This window comes from Acidovorax sp. FG60, from assembly GCF_057808995.1.
In genome coordinates, this window is sequence record NZ_JBMDJC010000017.1 from 76,762 (window position 1) to 93,019 (window position 16,258).

14 protein-coding genes and 2 riboswitches are annotated in these 16,258 nt (G+C 63.0%); of the genes, 9 read left to right on the forward strand and 5 right to left on the reverse strand.

From position 1 onward, the window contains the following. Positions 1-48: 48 nt before the first annotated feature. The 5 genes from gcvH to ACODS0_RS21250 form a co-directional block, all read right to left on the reverse strand. Entirely contained in the window at positions 49-423 is a 375-nt protein-coding gene (gcvH, locus tag ACODS0_RS21230) for a glycine cleavage system protein GcvH (RefSeq protein ID WP_055397402.1), read from the reverse strand. Positions 424-508: 85 nt separating this feature from the next. After that, positions 509-1,651, reverse strand: coding sequence for a glycine cleavage system aminomethyltransferase GcvT (gene gcvT / locus ACODS0_RS21235; RefSeq protein ID WP_488837011.1), 1,143 nt, complete (start codon positions 1,649-1,651; stop codon positions 509-511). Positions 1,652-1,700: 49 nt separating this feature from the next. Next, positions 1,701-1,827: riboswitch (glycine riboswitch) on the reverse strand. Between the two features lie 13 nt (positions 1,828-1,840). Then, a riboswitch (glycine riboswitch) is annotated at positions 1,841-1,940 on the reverse strand. Positions 1,941-1,945: 5 nt separating this feature from the next. Further along, positions 1,946-3,223 carry a TRAP transporter large permease gene (locus ACODS0_RS21240; RefSeq protein WP_488837013.1) on the reverse strand — a complete coding sequence of 426 codons (1,278 nt, stop codon included), beginning with the start codon at positions 3,221-3,223 and terminating at the stop codon, positions 1,946-1,948. Then, complete coding sequence (locus ACODS0_RS21245) at positions 3,220-3,714, reverse strand: TRAP transporter small permease (protein WP_055397396.1); 495 nt, start codon at positions 3,712-3,714, stop codon at positions 3,220-3,222. The genes ACODS0_RS21240 and ACODS0_RS21245 overlap by 4 nt, the downstream gene beginning before the upstream one ends. A 128-nt stretch (positions 3,715-3,842) precedes the next feature. Continuing rightward, the gene (locus ACODS0_RS21250; protein ID WP_121419952.1) at positions 3,843-4,814 is read right to left on the reverse strand and encodes a TRAP transporter substrate-binding protein; all 972 of its coding nucleotides are present in this window, start codon (positions 4,812-4,814) and stop codon (positions 3,843-3,845) included. A 381-nt stretch (positions 4,815-5,195) separates the two neighbouring features. Here ACODS0_RS21250 and ACODS0_RS21255 point away from each other — a divergent pair, with 381 nt between their 5' ends. From ACODS0_RS21255 to ACODS0_RS21295, 9 genes are all read left to right on the forward strand, one after another. Continuing rightward, positions 5,196-5,660 (forward strand): Lrp/AsnC family transcriptional regulator, encoded by a 465-nt coding sequence (locus ACODS0_RS21255; protein WP_488837016.1) that lies wholly within the window; start codon positions 5,196-5,198, stop codon positions 5,658-5,660. 258 nt (positions 5,661-5,918) lie between these two features. Further along, positions 5,919-6,833 carry a LysR family transcriptional regulator gene (locus ACODS0_RS21260; RefSeq protein ID WP_121419953.1) on the forward strand — a complete coding sequence of 305 codons (915 nt, stop codon included), beginning with the start codon at positions 5,919-5,921 and terminating at the stop codon, positions 6,831-6,833. A gap of 320 nt (positions 6,834-7,153) precedes the next feature. Then, positions 7,154-7,993, forward strand: a complete 840-nt coding sequence (locus ACODS0_RS21265; protein ID WP_370641343.1) for a putative hydro-lyase — start codon at positions 7,154-7,156, stop codon at positions 7,991-7,993. A gap of 25 nt (positions 7,994-8,018) precedes the next feature. Further along, positions 8,019-8,984 carry a TRAP transporter substrate-binding protein gene (locus tag ACODS0_RS21270; RefSeq protein WP_488837019.1) on the forward strand — a complete coding sequence of 322 codons (966 nt, stop codon included), beginning with the start codon at positions 8,019-8,021 and terminating at the stop codon, positions 8,982-8,984. Positions 8,985-9,094: 110 nt separating this feature from the next. Further along, positions 9,095-9,604 carry a TRAP transporter small permease gene (locus tag ACODS0_RS21275; protein ID WP_055402379.1) on the forward strand — a complete coding sequence of 170 codons (510 nt, stop codon included), beginning with the start codon at positions 9,095-9,097 and terminating at the stop codon, positions 9,602-9,604. 20 nt (positions 9,605-9,624) lie between these two features. Further along, a complete protein-coding gene (locus ACODS0_RS21280; RefSeq protein ID WP_121419955.1) occupies positions 9,625-10,923 on the forward strand; it encodes a TRAP transporter large permease in 1,299 nt (432 codons plus the stop codon). A 43-nt stretch (positions 10,924-10,966) separates the two neighbouring features. After that, positions 10,967-11,932 carry a TRAP transporter substrate-binding protein gene (locus tag ACODS0_RS21285; protein WP_488837022.1) on the forward strand — a complete coding sequence of 322 codons (966 nt, stop codon included), beginning with the start codon at positions 10,967-10,969 and terminating at the stop codon, positions 11,930-11,932. A gap of 34 nt (positions 11,933-11,966) precedes the next feature. Further along, positions 11,967-12,539, forward strand: a complete 573-nt coding sequence (locus tag ACODS0_RS21290) for a hypothetical protein (protein WP_488837024.1) — start codon at positions 11,967-11,969, stop codon at positions 12,537-12,539. Between the two features lie 44 nt (positions 12,540-12,583). Then, positions 12,584-16,237 (forward strand): hydantoinase B/oxoprolinase family protein, encoded by a 3,654-nt coding sequence (locus tag ACODS0_RS21295; protein WP_488837026.1) that lies wholly within the window; start codon positions 12,584-12,586, stop codon positions 16,235-16,237. Positions 16,238-16,258: the final 21 nt, after the last annotated feature.

Genomic DNA, 16,258 nt, shown 5'->3' on the forward strand with positions numbered 1-16,258 from the left:
CATTGGCCCGGCAGGGCGCCGGGCCTCGGGGAACAAAAGATCCGGAGATCAGGCGTTCTTGGCGAACTCTGCGTACGCAGGTTCGTCCATGAGCGCGTCGAATTGCATCATGTCGGTCACGTGGACCTTGAAGAACCAGCCAGCGCCCAGCGGGTCGGTGTTGGCCAGCGAGGGGTCGGCGCGCAGGGCTTCGTTCACCTCGACGATTTCGCCGCTGACGGGCATGTACACGTCGGCGGCGGCTTTGACGGACTCCACCACGCCGGCGACTTCACCTTGGGTGAAGGTCTTGCCGACTTCGGGCAGGTCCACAAACACCACATCGCCCAGCGCGTCCTGGGCGTGTACCGTGATGCCCACGGTGGCGGCTTCGTGGTCGGAGATGTCGATCCACTCGTGATCCTTGGAAAACTTGACGGTCATGGGGGCTCCAGAAAAAAAGGGGGGAAACAAACAAAAGTGCCGATGCCAGCCAAGACTGTAGCCGGGCTGGCGCAGTTTCAGACGGTCAGCCGCGGTAGTAGCGCGCGGGGGTAAAGGGCATGGCACGCACTTCCATGGGCACGGCCTTGCCGCGCACGATGGCGTTCACCCGCGTGCCGATGGCGGCGAAGGCGGGTGTGACATAGCCCATGGCCACGGGTTCGTTCACCGTGGGGCCCAGCAGGCCGCTGGTCACTTCGCCAATCTTCTGGCCGTCTTCGCTCTGCAATTCGGTGTGTTCGCGCACGGGCACACGCTCCAGCGCGACGAGGCCAACGCGCTTGCGCTGCAGGCTGGCGGGGTTGTCGATCTGCGCGAGCACCTTGTCTGATCCGGGGAAACCCCCTGCGCGGGCGCCTCCCATGCGACGCACCTTCTGGATGGCCCAGTTCAGCGCGGCTTCAGGCGGCGTGGTGGTGGTGTCGATGTCGTTGCCATACAGGCACAGGCCCGCTTCGAGCCGCAGCGAGTTGCGGGCGCCCAGGCCGATGGGTTTGACCTCGGGCTGAGCAAGCAGGGCGCGGGCCAGGGTGTCGGCCTGCGCAGCGGGCACCGAGATTTCAAAACCGTCTTCACCGGTGTAGCCGCTGCGGGTCACAAAACAGTCGCAGCCTGCAATGGAAAAATCGCCGCCCGTCATGAAAACCAGCTTTTCCACGCCGGGCGCCAGGCGCGCAAGTGCTGTGACGGCCTGCGGGCCCTGCAGCGCCAGCAGCGCGTGGTTGGGCATGGGGATCACATTGCAACGCTGGCCGATGCGCGCCTGGATATGGGCAATGTCGCCCACCTTGCAGGCACCGTTCACGATCACGAACAGCGTGGGCTTGCCATCCACCACGCCTTGGTTGAAAAACATCAGGTCGTCGATGACCGTGCCTTCGTCGGTGAGCAGCAGCCCGTAGCGCTGTTTGCCCACGGGCAGGTCGATCACGTCCACCGGCATCAGGGTTTCAAACGCCGCTGCGGCGTCAGAGCCGACCAGCTTGAGCTGGCCCATGTGCGAGACGTCAAACAAGCCCGCCGCGCTGCGCGTGTGCTGGTGTTCGGCCATCAGGCCAGCGGGGTATTGCACGGGCATGGAGTAGCCGGCGAACGGCACCATGCGGGCGCCCAGCTCGATGTGCAGGGCGTTCAGGGGCGTGGTAAGCAGGGGGGCGGTGGCTGACATGGCGGAACTCCGGGGCAAATGAGGGCCGCAGCCACAAGGTGGCTACGGGATTTGCCCTGCTGTCCGCTTTACCTGAGAGATTCACCGCAGCGCCCTGGCTGGCCATGCGGTTTGCTCCTTCGGTGGATGGCCTCAACACGCGGTGCGGTGGGCCATCTCTCTCCAGCAAGGGAACGCCCACATCACTGCGGGCGGTTGTCAGTCCTTTTGCCTGAGCGTTCGGCTGCTGCCTGCGCCTTCGGCGGTGCGGTGGCCTGTGGGGCTTGGCACTCTCTCCTGACCGAGGGATTCTAACTACTTTGCGTAGACCAGATCGCGCAAACCCAGCGACAACTGCGGCACATAGGTCACCACCATCAGGCAGGCCATGATGACAAGCACAAACGGAATCAGGTGCCCGACGATGCGGTCCAGCGATATTCGCGCCACGGTGCAGGCTGCAAACAGGTTCACGCCAAACGGCGGCGTGATCATGCCCATGGCCAGGTTCACTACCATGATCAGGCCAAAGTGCACCGGGTCCACACCAAAGTGGATGGCCACGGGAGCCAGGATGGGCGCCAGAACGATGATGGCGGCACTGGTCTCGATGAACATGCCGATCACGAACAACGCCGCGTTCACCCCGAGCAGGAAGAGGGTGGGAGATTGCAGCACCGCCTCCAGCCAGCGGCCAATGGCATCCGGCACGCCAGCACGGGTGATGAGGAAGGCGAACAGGCCCGCATTGGCAATGATGAACATGATCACTGCGGACGAGATGGCCGATTTGCGCAGGATGGCAAACAGGTCCTTGAGCCGGATCTCGCGGTATATCACCACCCCCACAATCAATGCGTAGAACACCGCCACGGCCGATGCTTCAGTGGGGGTGAATACGCCACCGTAGATGCCGCCAAGGATGATCACCGGCATCAGCAGCGCCCAGCCCGCCTGCAGCGTGGCCTTGCCAAGAGACATGCGGCCGTCGCCGTCGTTTTTGCCCCAGCCCTTGTACTTGCAGTACGCCCAGACAAAAAGCATCAGCGCGCCACTGATCAGCAGCCCCGGGCCAAAGCCGGCGATGAACAGCTCGCCAATCGACACTTCGGCGCTCACGCCATACAGGATCATGGGGATGGAGGGCGGGATGATCACGCCCAGCTCGGCGCTGGTGGCCTGCAGGGATGCGGCGTAGCTCGTGGGGTAGCCATGCTTGATGAGCGCGGGGATCAGGATGGCGCCAATGGCAAATGTGGTGGCCACCGACGAGCCCGACACGGCCGCAAAGATCATGCAGGTCAGCACGCAGGTCATGGGCAGGCCACCCTGCACGCCGCCCACGATGCTCTTGGCAAACTCCACCAGGCGGCGGGATATGCCGCCCGTTTCCATCAGGTTGCCCGCGAGGATGAAGAACGGAATGGCGGCCAGCGGAAATTTGTTGATGGAGCCAAACATCTCCTTCACAGAGATCAGCATGTTGGCATTGGCTACCTGGATGCCCAGGATGGAGGCCAGGCCGATGGAAACGGCCACGGACACAGTGAGTGCAAAACACAGCACCATGGTGGTGATCATGACGGGCGTCATTGCGCGGTCTCCAGCTCAAGGCGTTGAGGGTCTAGCAGGTTGCCGACGATGCCAATGGCGCTGAACACGCCACCCACCGGCATGGCCACGTAGGCCCAGAACATGGAGACGGATTCGAGCCCCGCCATCGACTGCACGCCGCCGCGTTGGGCATAGTCCCAGCCCCACCACACGATCACGCCAATCAGTGCCAGCGCCGCCACTGCCACGACATAGTCCAGCACCCGGCGCACGCGCGGGGGGCTCCAGCGGTACAGCACATCCACGCTGACCATCGCGCCCTGGCGGAACGCGCTGGGGATGGCCAGGAACACCATCCAGATCAGGCTGAAACGGATCAGCACTTCAGTCCACTCGGCGGGCTGCTCCAGCACAAAGCGGGTCACGATCTGGAACATGCCCAGCGATGCGGCAATGACCAGCATGGCGCACGCGCCGAGCAACGCTGCAAACGTGGCCCCGCGTTCAAACATCAGAAAGGCTTTTTTCATGGGGCGGACAACGCCATGGGTTCAGAAGATTCGGTGGAGAGAATCAGATTGAAGATAAAAAACGCCCGTAGCGCTTATTCTACGGGCGTTGTGTGCTACTAAAAATATAGTAGCTGATGCGCATGCAACTACTTGACGTCGCGGATCTTGTCCAGGGTGGCCTTGCCAAACTGTTTTTCAAACTCGGCGTTCACAGGCGCCAGCGCCGCCACAAACTTGGACTTGTCCGGATTGTCCACCACCGTCATGCCTTTGGCGCGCAGGTCGGCCACGCCCTTGGCGTCGTCTTCATCCACGCGTGCACGGTTGGCCTTGGTGCCTTCCTTGGCGGCGTCGATGAAGGCCTGCTTGTCGGCGGCCGAGAGCTTGTCGAACGAGGCCTTGTTCATCACGAAGATGGCAGGCGAATACACGTGGCCGGTCAGCGTCAGGTGCTTTTGAACCTGGTCGAACTTGGCCGAGATGATCACGGGCAGCGGGTTCTCCTGGCCGTCCACGGTGCCTTGCTGCAGGGCGGTGAACACTTCGGGGAAGGCCATGGGCGTGGTGATGATGCCGAAGCCCTTGTACGCGGCGATGTGCACGGGGTTTTCCATGGTGCGCATCTTCAGGCCCTTGAGGTCTTCAGGCGTGTTCACCGAGCGCTTGCTGTTCGTCATGTGGCGAAAGCCGTTCTCGGCCCAGGCCAGGGCCTTGAAGCCCTTGCTATCGAACTTGGTCAGCATCTCCTGGCCGATGGGGCCATCCAGCACCGCACGCGCATGGGCCTTGTCGCGGAACAGGAAGGGCACGTCAAAGATGCGCGCTTCGGGCACAAAGTTGGGCACGGGGCCGGTGGAGCTGAAGGCCAGCTCTTGCGTGCCCAGCTGCACGGCTTCAATCGACTCGCGCTCGCCACCCAGGGCGCCGTTGTAGAACGTCTGTACCTTATAGCGGCCGGCCGTGCGCTTTTCGACTTCCTTGGCAAACGTGTCGATGGCAATCCCCTGGTGGGAATTCTGGGCTGTCGAGATGCTGATGCGCATGGTGGTCTGCGCGGCAGCGGTGGCCACAAAGCCGAGCGCAAGGCTCAGGCCGACGACGAGTTTGGTCAGTTGCATGCTGTCTCCTGTTAATGGTGGGCTGGGTTGGTGGGGATGCACGGTTGCTCCTTGCAGAGCGGACCCCAGCCTCTGCCAAATTATGGCGGTGCAGCATCGGCGCAGGCATCGGGGTTTGTGCTGGTAAGCGTGCTTATTAACTACCCACCAGGGCGCTAGCCAAGACGCTTCTGGCGGCCATGGGCGACGCCAAAAAATGCCAAGGGCCCCGTGCTGGCGGTAACCAGCCGGGGCCTTGTCAGTTTGTGCGCTCCGGTAAGAGCGCCTTGATGGAAGAAGTATGCGCGGGGCGGATGAGATGAATTTGCTGAATTCGCTTCAAATGGAGTGAATTGCAGAATAATTTTCTGTGTTGGCGAATATTGGTGAATAATCCATCCGATGGATCGACTGGATAGAAAAATTCTCGCTGTGCTGCAGGGCAACGCCCGCGCCAGCCTGCAAGAGATCGGGCAGGCCGTGGGCCTGAGCGCATCGCCCTGCTGGGGCCGCATCAAGAAGATGGAAGAGGCGGGTGTGATCCAGGGCTATACCGTGCGCATCAACCCGCAGTCGCTGGACCTGGCCGACACGGTGCTGGTGCAGGTCACGCTCGACAGCCATTCCGACAACACGCTCGAAAAATTTGGCGAAACACTCGCCAGCATTCCCGAGGTGATCGAGGCGCACCTGGTGTCGGGCGACTACGACTACCTGCTGCGCATCGTCGTGAAGGACACGCGCGACTACGAGCGCTTGCTGCGTGAGAAGCTCTACAAGATCAAAGGCATCCGGCACAGCCGCTCCAGCTTCGTGCTGCGCACGCTCAAGAAGGCCGATCTGCCCCTGTTTGTGGGGTGGGTTTGAATGAAATTGGACTCTAGCGCTTATCTGTAAAGCGCCAATAGCTATTGTTTTTATAGCATTTGCATTCGGTCGCAATTCCATTGCGCAGGCATCGAGGAAACCCGGCGATGCTCTGTTTTTGCGGCTCAAAGGCTGTGGAGCACGTGGATCAACGGCAGAATGGCCACGCCTTTCGGCGCTGGCTTGGGGGATGTTGCACCACCACGGTGCACCGCCAAGGAGCTTGCAACGTGCCAGCAAGGCCGGAGAACCACCACCATGAACCTGCGTTTTGTCGAAGCCTTTTACTGGGTGGCCTCCCTCAAGAGCGTGACGCGCGCGGCGGAAAAACTCTTTCTGACGCAGTCGGCCATGTCCAGCCGCGTGGCGGCGCTGGAGGAAGAACTGGGCGTGCTGCTGCTGGACCGGCGCGACAAGCATTTCAAGCTCACAGTGGCGGGCACGCGCTTTCTGACGTACGCCAAGCGGATGCTGGAGCTGCAACGCCAGCTCAAGGCCGAGATGGGCTCGGGCGGCCCGCTGGAAGTGTCGATTCGACTGGGCGCCATTGAGTCGGTGCTCCACTCGTGGCTCATCCCCTGGGTGGAACAACTGCGCAAGGACAACCCGCTGCTGGAGCTGGAACTCACGGTCGAATCCACGCCGGTGCTGCTGGATCAGATCCGCCGGGGCACGCTGGATGCCGTGTTTGCGGCCTTGCCCGCATCGGCCGAAGGCATTCGCAGCCAGGCGCTGACGCCGATGGAGATGGTGTTCGTCGGCAACAGCAAGATCCACCGCAAGCGGCGCTATGCATCAGAAGACTTTGCCGGCACCGACATCCTGACCTTTCAGCGCGGTTCTCAGCCCCATGTGTACCTGTTGGACACGCTGCGCCAGGCGCAGGTGGAGCCGCGCTGCGTGCACACCATTTCCTCAATCTCTGCCATGGTGCAGCTGGTGCAGGGCGGTTTTGGCGTTGCCACGCTGCCGCGCCTGGCGGTGCAGAGGATGCTGGCATTCCCGGATCTTCGTGCGCTGGCCTGCGACATTGCGCTGCGTCCACTGCCCATTCACGTGAGCTACCGCGAAGACCCGTCTTCGCCCGCGATGGAGGCGATCGTGCGTTCGGCGCTCAGCTTCATCGAAGCGCAGCAACCCCCAGCGCCCAAGCCCCGCAAGGCCCGCGCCTGAGCGCGGGGACCACGCACGCTCCTTTTTTCCGCTGCGCGCACTGCGGTTGCGCTGTCTGCGTTTACGGCGCAGCCCCGAGAACTTCGCATTGAAGCGACATGCGCAGTTCGGTGCGGCTGCGCTTGTGCAAATTCTCCTTTCGAGGACTCGGGTTAACCCTAAATAGAAGTCCAAGGGTTAACCCTTAGCACCAAATTGGTTTGCTTCGCCCCAATGAAGTGCATCGAAAAAATCGATGAGCTAAGAGAAATTTTTTGAATTTGCCAGCGCAGTTACACCCCAACACAATCCGTCCAACGTCATGCAATTGACTTTTCTCAATGCAAGGAAATACGGTGGACTTAGCTCAAGAAAATTCGCTCGCGGTGTTTGGCCCTGAGGGCGCCAGCAATCCGAACCACGTCCGCGACACCATCCGCAAGGGCCTGTGGACATCGCACACCAGCGGTCTCGCAGACGGCCATGTGCAAGGCAACGTGGTCATCCTGCCCGAGGTGCTTGCCAGTGACTTTCTGCGGTTCTGCCAGCGCAATCCCAAGCCTTGCCCCGTGCTGGCGGTCAGCGAGCCCGGCCAGTTCACCCTGCCTTCGCTGGGCAAGGACATCGACATCCGCAGTGATGTGCCGCTGTACCGCATCTGGCGCCACGGTGAAATGTCGGAGGAGGTGGCGGACATTGCCAGCCTCTGGCGGCCGGACCTGGTCACCTTCATCCTGGGATGTTCTTTTTCGTTCGAGTCCGCATTGATCGAGGCAGGCATCCGCCTGCGCCACATCGACGAAGGCAAGAACGTGGCCATGTTCCGCACCAACGTGCAAACCGAGCCGGCCGGCCCTTTTGGCGGCGCCATGGTGGTGACCATGCGTCCCATGCCCGCAGCGGATGTGATCCGCGCCGTGCAAGTCACTTCTCGCTTTCCCAACGTGCATGGAGCGCCTGTGCACATCGGTGACCCGGCCCTGATCGGCATCGCTGATCTGGCCCATCCCGACTACGGGGACGCCGTAGCGCTGATGCCGGGCGAAATCCCTGTTTTCTGGGCCTGCGGCGTCACCCCGCAATCGGCCATCTTGAATGCCCAACCCGCGTTCTGCATCACGCATGCACCGGGCTGCATGCTGGTCACCGACCTTCTCAACCACCAGCTCGCCAGTTTCTGATCCGCTTTCAACAAGGAGTTCCACCATGAAGAAAATCACAATTTGTTTGTCCGCAGTCCTCAGCGTCTGCGCCGCCCAGGCCCAGATCAAGTGGGACCTGCCCACGGGTTATGGCGCCAACAGCTTCCAGACGCAGAACGTGCAGCAGTTCGCCAACGAGGTGGATCAGCTCACGGGCGGCAAGCTCAAGATCGTGTTGCACCCCGGTGGCTCGCTGTACAAGGCCAACGAAATCAAGCGTGCGGTGCAAACCGGCCAGGTGCCTTCGGCCGAGTTCATTCTCTCGGGCGCATCCAACGAGAACCCGCTGTTTGGTGTGGACTCGATTCCGTTCCTGGCCACGAGCTATGCCGATTCCAAGCGCCTGTATCTGGCCGCCAAGCCTGCCCAGGAGAAGCTGCTCGCGTCCCAAGGCGTGAAAGTGCTGTTCAGCGTGCCATGGCCCGGCCAGTCGCTCTACTCGCTCAAGCCCGTGAGTACGCCCGCGGACTTTGCAGGCACCAAGATGCGGGCCTACAACCCCGCCACCACGCGCATTGCGCAACTGCTCAAGGCGCAACCGGTGACGATCCAGCTGTCGGAGCTGGGCCAGGCCCTGGCTACCAACACCGTGCAGAACTTCCTGACGTCCAGCGCCAGCGGTGTGGAATCCAAGCTGTATGAGCAGGTGAAGCACTTCTATCCCGTCAGCGCATGGCTTCCGCGCAATGCCACCGTGGTGAACCAAAAGGCGTTCGATGCCCTCGACAAGCCTTTGCAGGACGCCGTGCTGAAGGCAGCGGCAGCCGCCGAAGAGCGCGGCTGGGCCACAAGCGAGCGCGTGGACGAGGAGTTCATCAAAGAGCTGGGCGCCAAAGGCATGACCGTGGCCGAGCCCAGCGACAGCATCAAGAAGGAACTGGCAAGCATTGGCGAGTCCATGACGGCCGATTGGATCAAGTCTGCCGGGCCTGAGGGGCAGGCCATCATCGACGCCTACCGCAAGAAGTAATCGTCGTTTTCCGGGCCCCCGCAGTGGGGCCGGGGTAGCACAGGCGCCTGCTGCCCAGTTCTTTCGTCGCCACTCCCCCTCATTTTTTTCAAGCGTTACCGGAGTACGCCATGGACAAACTCGTCCGAAATTTCTACAGGCTGCTGATGTTGCTGTCCGGCCTGTCCATGCTGGCTGCGTTCGCCGCAGTCACGCTGGGCGTGTTTGCCCGCGAGGTCATTCACGTCAACATCGACGGTCTCGACGCGTATGCAGGCTACGCCATCGCCGCAGCGCTGTTCTTTGCATTGCCCGGCACATTGCAAAACGGAGACCACATCCGGGTGACCCTGTTGCTCGACCGGCTGCCGTCACGCTGGCGCGGCGCCTTTGAATGGTTCTGCCTGTCCAGTGCACTGGTGCTCACGGCCTATATCGCCTGCTACGCAGTGCGCTCGGTGTGGATTTCCTACGTCACGCACGACATTTCGCCTGCGGCCGATGCTTCGCCGCTGTGGATTCCCCAGATCAGCATGGCCATGGGCTGCATCGGCTTTGCGCTGTCGTTTGCCCATGCGCTCATCCTGCGCTTTCAGGGCGTGGCCTTCATGGCCGTGTCTGAATCGGCCCGTTCCGAGTAACCCCCGCAGGAGAAATCAACATGGACGTCATCATTGCCTTTGGCCTGATCGTGGTGCTCTTTGCAGTGCTCGGTTCGGGTTTGTGGATCGGCCTGTCACTGCTTGCGGTGGCGCTGGTCGGTATGGAGCTTTTTACCAGCCGCCCCGTGGGCGACAGCATGATGCTGACCATCTGGGGGTCTACCTCCAGCTGGACGCTCACGGCCTTGCCGCTATTCCTCTGGATGGGCGAGATACTGTTTCGCAGCAAGCTATCGAGCAGCATGTTCAAAGGCCTGGCGCCCTGGCTGGACCGTCTGCCCGGCCGCCTGTTGCATGTGAACGTGGTGGGCTGCACCATCTTCGCTGCCATCTCGGGCTCATCGGCGGCCACTTGCGCGACCATCGGCAAGATCACGCTGCCCGAACTCAAGCAGCGTGGCTATCCCGAAGACATCTCGGTGGGCACACTGGCTGGCGCAGGCACGCTGGGCCTGCTGATCCCGCCGTCGATCATCATGATCGTCTATGGCGTGGCGGCCAATGTGTCGATCTCCAAGCTGTTCCTGGCCGGCGTGATTCCAGGCCTGCTGCTGGCAGCACTGTTCATGGGCTACATCGTCGTGTGGGCCTTGTTCAACAAGGACAAGGTGCCAGCGCCCGATGCCCGCCTGAGCTTTGTGCAGAAGCTCTATGCGTCGCGCCACCTGATCCCTGTGGTGTCGCTCATCGTGGTGGTGCTGGGCGCCATCTACAGCGGTATTGCCACCGCCACCGAGGCCGCGGCGCTGGGTGTGGGCGGGTCGCTGATTCTGGCGAAGATCGAGGGATCACTCGATTGGGCGCGCTTCAAGGACGGGCTGGTCGCTGCCTGCCGCGTGTACTGCATGATCGGCCTCATCCTGGCGGGCGCCGCGTTCCTCACACTGGCCATGGGCTTCATCGGCCTGCCACGCCACCTGGCCGAGTTCATTGGCGCCCTGCACCTGTCGCCCTTTGCGCTGATGCTGCTGCTCATCGTGTTTTTCATCCTGCTGGGCTGCTTCCTGGATGGCATCTCCATGGTGGTGCTGACCATCGCGGTGCTGCTGCCCACGGTGGAAGCTGCAGGCTTTGACCTGGTGTGGTTCGGCATCTTCATCGTGTTGGTGGTGGAGATGGCGCAGATCACGCCGCCGGTGGGCTTCAACCTCTTTGTGCTGCAGGGCATGACGCGACGCGAAGTTACCTGGATCGCCCGCACTGCGCTGCCTTTGTTCGCATTGATGATCGTTGCGGTCATCCTGACGTATTTCGTGCCCGACGTCGTGCTCTGGCTGCCACGCCAGATGCAGGGCTGACCCCGCAGCACCCCTCGCCGAAAAGTCCGTACAGGAGCTCACCATGAAGACCATCGTGTTGTTGGCCGCGCTTGCCGTGGCACCGGTGCTGCACGCCCAAACCCAGTGGAAGCTGGCCACGGGCTACCGGGCGGAGTCGTTCCACACGCGCAATATCGTCCAGTTTGCGCAGGACGTGGAGCGTGCTTCAGCCGGTGCATTGCGCATTGAAGTGCATGCCAACAACGCCTTGTTCAAACTGGCGGAGATTCCTCAGGCGGTGCAGGACGGCAAGGCCCAGGCGGGCGAAACCATCATGACGAGCCTGGTGCGTGACATCCCCATGGCAGGTGGCGATTCCGTGCCTTTTGTGGTCCGCAGCTATGCTGACGCACGGCGCATGTGGGATGTGCAGCGACCGTTGATCGAAGTGCACATGGCGCGCAAGGGGCTCAAAGCCTTGTACGCCGTGCCGTGGCCTCCGCAGGGGCTGTTCACCACGATCCCGGTGCGTTCGTCGGTGGATTTCAAGGGCACCCGCATGCGCACCTACAACCCCGGCACGGTGCGTATTGCCGAGCTGCTGGGCGCCACGCCCGTGGATGTGCCCATGGTCGAGGTCAACCAGGCCCTGGCGGCCGGAAAGCTGGATTCGATGATCACATCGGCCTTGACCGGGGTGGAAAACCAGGTCTGGGGCCAGATCAAGCAATACTACGGTATCAACGCCTGGTTCCCCAAGAACATCGTCTTCGTGAACCAGCAGGCGTTTGACGCACTGCCCGCCCCGGTGCGCCAGGCCGTGAGCCAGGCTGCAGCAGACGCCGAAAAACGGGGCTGGGCGATGAGCGCCGCCGTGGCCGAGGAGTCGGTGATCGAACTGCAGCGCAAAGGCATCAAGGTCGAGCCCCCCACCGCGGTGCTGGACTCCGAACTCAAACGCCTGGGCGAACGGTTTTCCCGCGAATGGGTGCGGTCCGTGGGGAGCGAGGCCAACCAGCTCTTCATCCCGTACTACACGCAGCGCTAGGCCATTGCATTGTTGGCATCACCAAGGAATCACCATGCAAACCCCTTCCGACACCATCGAGACGTATCTGCTGGCCAAGGATGGCAACCGGCCTCACCTGATCGAGCGGGCCTTTGCCGGCGGCGCGCTGCTGCGCATGGACGTGCGGCAGGGCGACATGGACTTTCCGCCGGTGGCCCACGGCCGCGACGCCATTGCCGAAACCCTGGTACGCCGCTTTGGCCGCACTTATGAAAACGTGTACAGCTTCTGTCTGGCCGATCCTCCCGATCCTGCGTGCGCGGAGTTTCACTGCCCCTGGCTCGTGGCCATGACCGAAAAAGACAGCCGCGCGGTGCGCCTGGGTTGCGGCCAGTACCACTGGCGCTTTGCACCGGGCTCGCGCCTGGCGCAGGAGCTGAGCATTGTGGTGGACAGCATGCAAACCCTGCCGCCCTCGGACATCCATGTCGTGATGCCCTGGATCGCTGCACTGGGCCGCCCCTGGTGCGGAGCGGACAAGGCCATGGTCACAGCGCCCTCCATTCCTTCTGTGCGCGCGGTGCTGGAGGCACTGGCTCGCGCGCCGCGCTCCCCGGCCCGCTCCCCTCTGGCCCTGGCGGCCTGAGCGAGCACCGAACCCTTTCATTTCACTTTGCAAACCATCACACCATGACACAACTTGCACCCACCACCCACATTCCCCGCTGGCAGTTCTGGATTGACCGTGGGGGCACATTCACCGACATCGTGGCCAAGCGGCCCGATGGCTCGCTGACCACCCACAAGCTGCTGTCTGAAAACCCCGAGCAGTACAAGGACGCCGCCGTGGCGGGCATCCGCCACCTGCTGGGTTTGAAGCCCGGCGAGCCCGTGACACCCGCGCTGGTGGAGTGCGTGAAGATGGGCACCACCGTGGCCACCAACGCATTGCTGGAGCGCAAGGGCGAGCCCACGCTGCTGGTGACCACGCGCGGCTTTCGCGACGCGCTGCGTATTGCCTACCAGAACCGCCCCCGCTTGTTCGACCGCCACATCCAGTTGCCCGAGCTTTTGTACACCGAGGTGATCGAAGCGTGCGAACGGGTGGGCGCCCATGGCGATGTGCTGCAGGCACTGGACGAACCCAGCCTGCGCGGCGACCTGCTGGCCGCCTACGGACGTGGTCTGCGCAGCGTGGCCATTGTGTTCATGCACGGCTACCGCTACACCCAGCATGAACAGGCGGCTCAGCGCATCGCCAAAGAGGTGGGCTTCACGCAGATCAGCACCTCGCACGAAACCAGCCCGATGATGAAGTTCGTGAGCCGGGGCGACACCACCGTGGTGGATGCTTACCTCTCACCCATCCTGCGCCGCTATGTGGAGCAGGTCGCCAGCGAGATGCCGGGCGTCAAGCTGTTCTTCATGCAGTCTTCGGGGGGCCTCACCGATGCGGGTACCTTCCAGGGCAAGGATGCGATTCTGTCGGGGCCCGCAGGTGGCATCGTAGGCATGGCGCGCACGGCGGGCCTGGCCGGGCATGAAAAGGTCATCGGCTTTGACATGGGCGGAACGTCCACGGATGTAAGTCACTACGCCGGTGCGTTCGAGCGCGAGTTCGAAACCCACGTCGCCGGTGTGCGCATGCGCGCCCCCATGATGAGCATCCACACGGTGGCGGCTGGCGGCGGCTCGGTATTGGCCTACGACGGTGCCCGTTTCCGAGTGGGCCCCGAAAGCGCAGGCGCCAACCCAGGCCCGGTGAGCTACCGCCGTGGCGGCCCGCTGGCAGTGACCGATGCCAACGTGATGGTGGGCAAGGTGCAGCCGCGTTACTTCCCCAGCGTGTTTGGCCCCGCCGCCAACGAAACACTGGACGCCGATGCGGTGCGTGCCCGCTTTGAAGAAATTGCTGCGCAGACCCAGCGCAAGCCCGAAGAAGTGGCCGAAGGCTTCATCCAGATCGCTGTGCAGCAGATGGCCAACGCCATCAAGAAGATCAGCGTGGCACGCGGCTACGACGTGACGCGCTACACGCTGCAGTGTTTTGGTGGCGCGGGCGGCCAGCATGCCTGCCTGGTGGCCGATGCCTTGGGCATGTCGCGTGTGTTTGTGCACCCGCTGGCGGGCGTGCTCAGTGCTTATGGCATGGGTCTGGCGGACCAGACGGTGATCCGCGAACAGGCGGTGGAGATGCCGCTGGCCGCCGCATCGCTGCCGCTGATTGCGGAACGCCTGGACGCACTGGGCTCTGCGGCCCAGGCCGAGCTGGAGCGCCAGCAGGTCAGCGCCAACCCGGTGCAGGTGCGCCACAACGTGCACGTGCGCTACGAAGGCACCGATTCGGCCCTGGTGGTGCCGTTTGGCGACATGGCCAGCATCCAGGCCGCTTTCGAATCTGCCTATCGCCAGCGTTTTGCCTTCCTGATGGTCGGCAAGGGTCTGGTGGTGGAGGCCGTGTCGGTCGAGGCCATGATTGCGGGCGATGCCCCCGCCGAGCCGCGCCTTCCCGTGCATCCGCATCGCAAGCACCCACAGCGCGAGACGGTGAAGATGTACTCGGGCAGCGCATGGCACGATGCCGCCCTGGTGGTGCGCGAGGACCTGCACCCTGGCGACGTGATCCCAGGCCCGGCCATCATTGCCGAGAAGAACACCACCACCGTGGTGGAGCCCGGCTGGTCTGCGCGCCTCACGGACCTGGATCACCTGGTGCTGGACCGCGTCACCGCGCGCAAGGTGCAGTACGCCGCAGGCACCACGGTAGACCCGGTGCTGCTGGAGGTGTTCAACAACCTGTTCATGAACATCGCTGAGCAGATGGGCCTGCAGCTGCAGAACACGGCCTACTCGGTCAACATCAAGGAGCGCCTGGACTTCAGCTGTGCGCTCTTCGATGCCACGGGCAACCTGATCGCCAACGCGCCGCACATGCCCGTGCACCTGGGTTCCATGGGTGAGAGCATCAAGACCGTGATCCGCGAGAACGCGGGGAAGATGCACCCGGGCGATGTGTACATGCTCAACGACCCGTACCATGGCGGCACCCACCTGCCCGATGTGACGGTGATCACCCCGGTGTATGTGGCCGAAGGCGCTGAGCCCACCTTTTATGTGGGCAGCCGGGGCCACCATGCCGACATCGGCGGCACCACGCCGGGCTCGATGCCACCGTTCTCCACGCGCATCGACGAAGAGGGTGTGCAGATCAACAACGTGAAGCTGGTGGACCGTGGCATCTTTCTGGAAGAAGAGGTGCGCAACCTGCTGACGACGGGTGGCGGCACCACGCCATACCCCAGCCGAAATCCCCAGCAGAACCTGGCCGATCTGCGCGCGCAAATCGCTGCCAACGAGAAGGGTGTGCAGGAACTCTCGAAGATGGTGGGGCAGTTTGGCCTGGATGTCGTGCAGGCCTACATGCGCCATGTGCAGGACAACGCGGAAGAGTCGGTGCGCCGCGTGATCACGCAGCTCAAAGACGGGCAGTTCACCCTGAAGTTGGACAACGGCGCACAGATCAGCGTGTCGGTCAAGGTCAATGTGGCCGAGCGCAGCGCGGTCATCGACTTTGCAGGCACCAGTGCGCAGCAGACCAACAACTTCAACGCCCCGCGTGCGGTGTGCATGGCGGCGGTGCTGTATGTGTTCCGCACGCTGGTCGACGATGATATTCCGCTCAATGCCGGGTGCCTCAAGCCCCTGCAGGTCATCATCCCGCAGGGCTCCATGCTCAACCCCAACCCGCCGGCCTCGGTGGTGGCGGGCAATGTAGAGACCTCCACCTGCATCACCAATGCGCTGTTCGGCGCCTTGGGCGTGATGGCGGGCAGCCAGCCCACCATGAACAACTTCACCTTTGGCAATGCGCAGTACCAGTACTACGAAACCATTGCCGGCGGCAGCGGTGCCGGTGCGGTGTTCGATGCTTCGGGCCGCACGGTGCGCGGGTTTGACGGCACCAGCGTGGTCCAGACGCACATGACCAATTCGCGCCTGACCGACCCCGAGGTGCTGGAGTTCCGCTTCCCCGTGGTGCTCGACAGCTACGAGATCCAGCGCGGGTCCGGCGGGGCAGGCCGCTGGGCGGGTGGTGATGGTGGCGTGCGGCGCGTGCGCTTTCTGGAGGCGATGACGGCCAGCATTTTGTCCAACGGGCGCCTGAACCCCGCCTTTGGCATGGCAGGCGGCCAGCCCGGCCGGCCCGGTGCCAACCGCGTGCTGCGTGCCAACGGCCAGGTGGAAGAGCTGGGCCATATCGGCGCGGCGCTGATGGAGCCTGGCGATGTGTTCGAGATCGCTACCCCCGGCGGTGGCGGCTTTGGCGAATGCGTCACGTCGTGACGTGATGGGCCGCTGACCCCA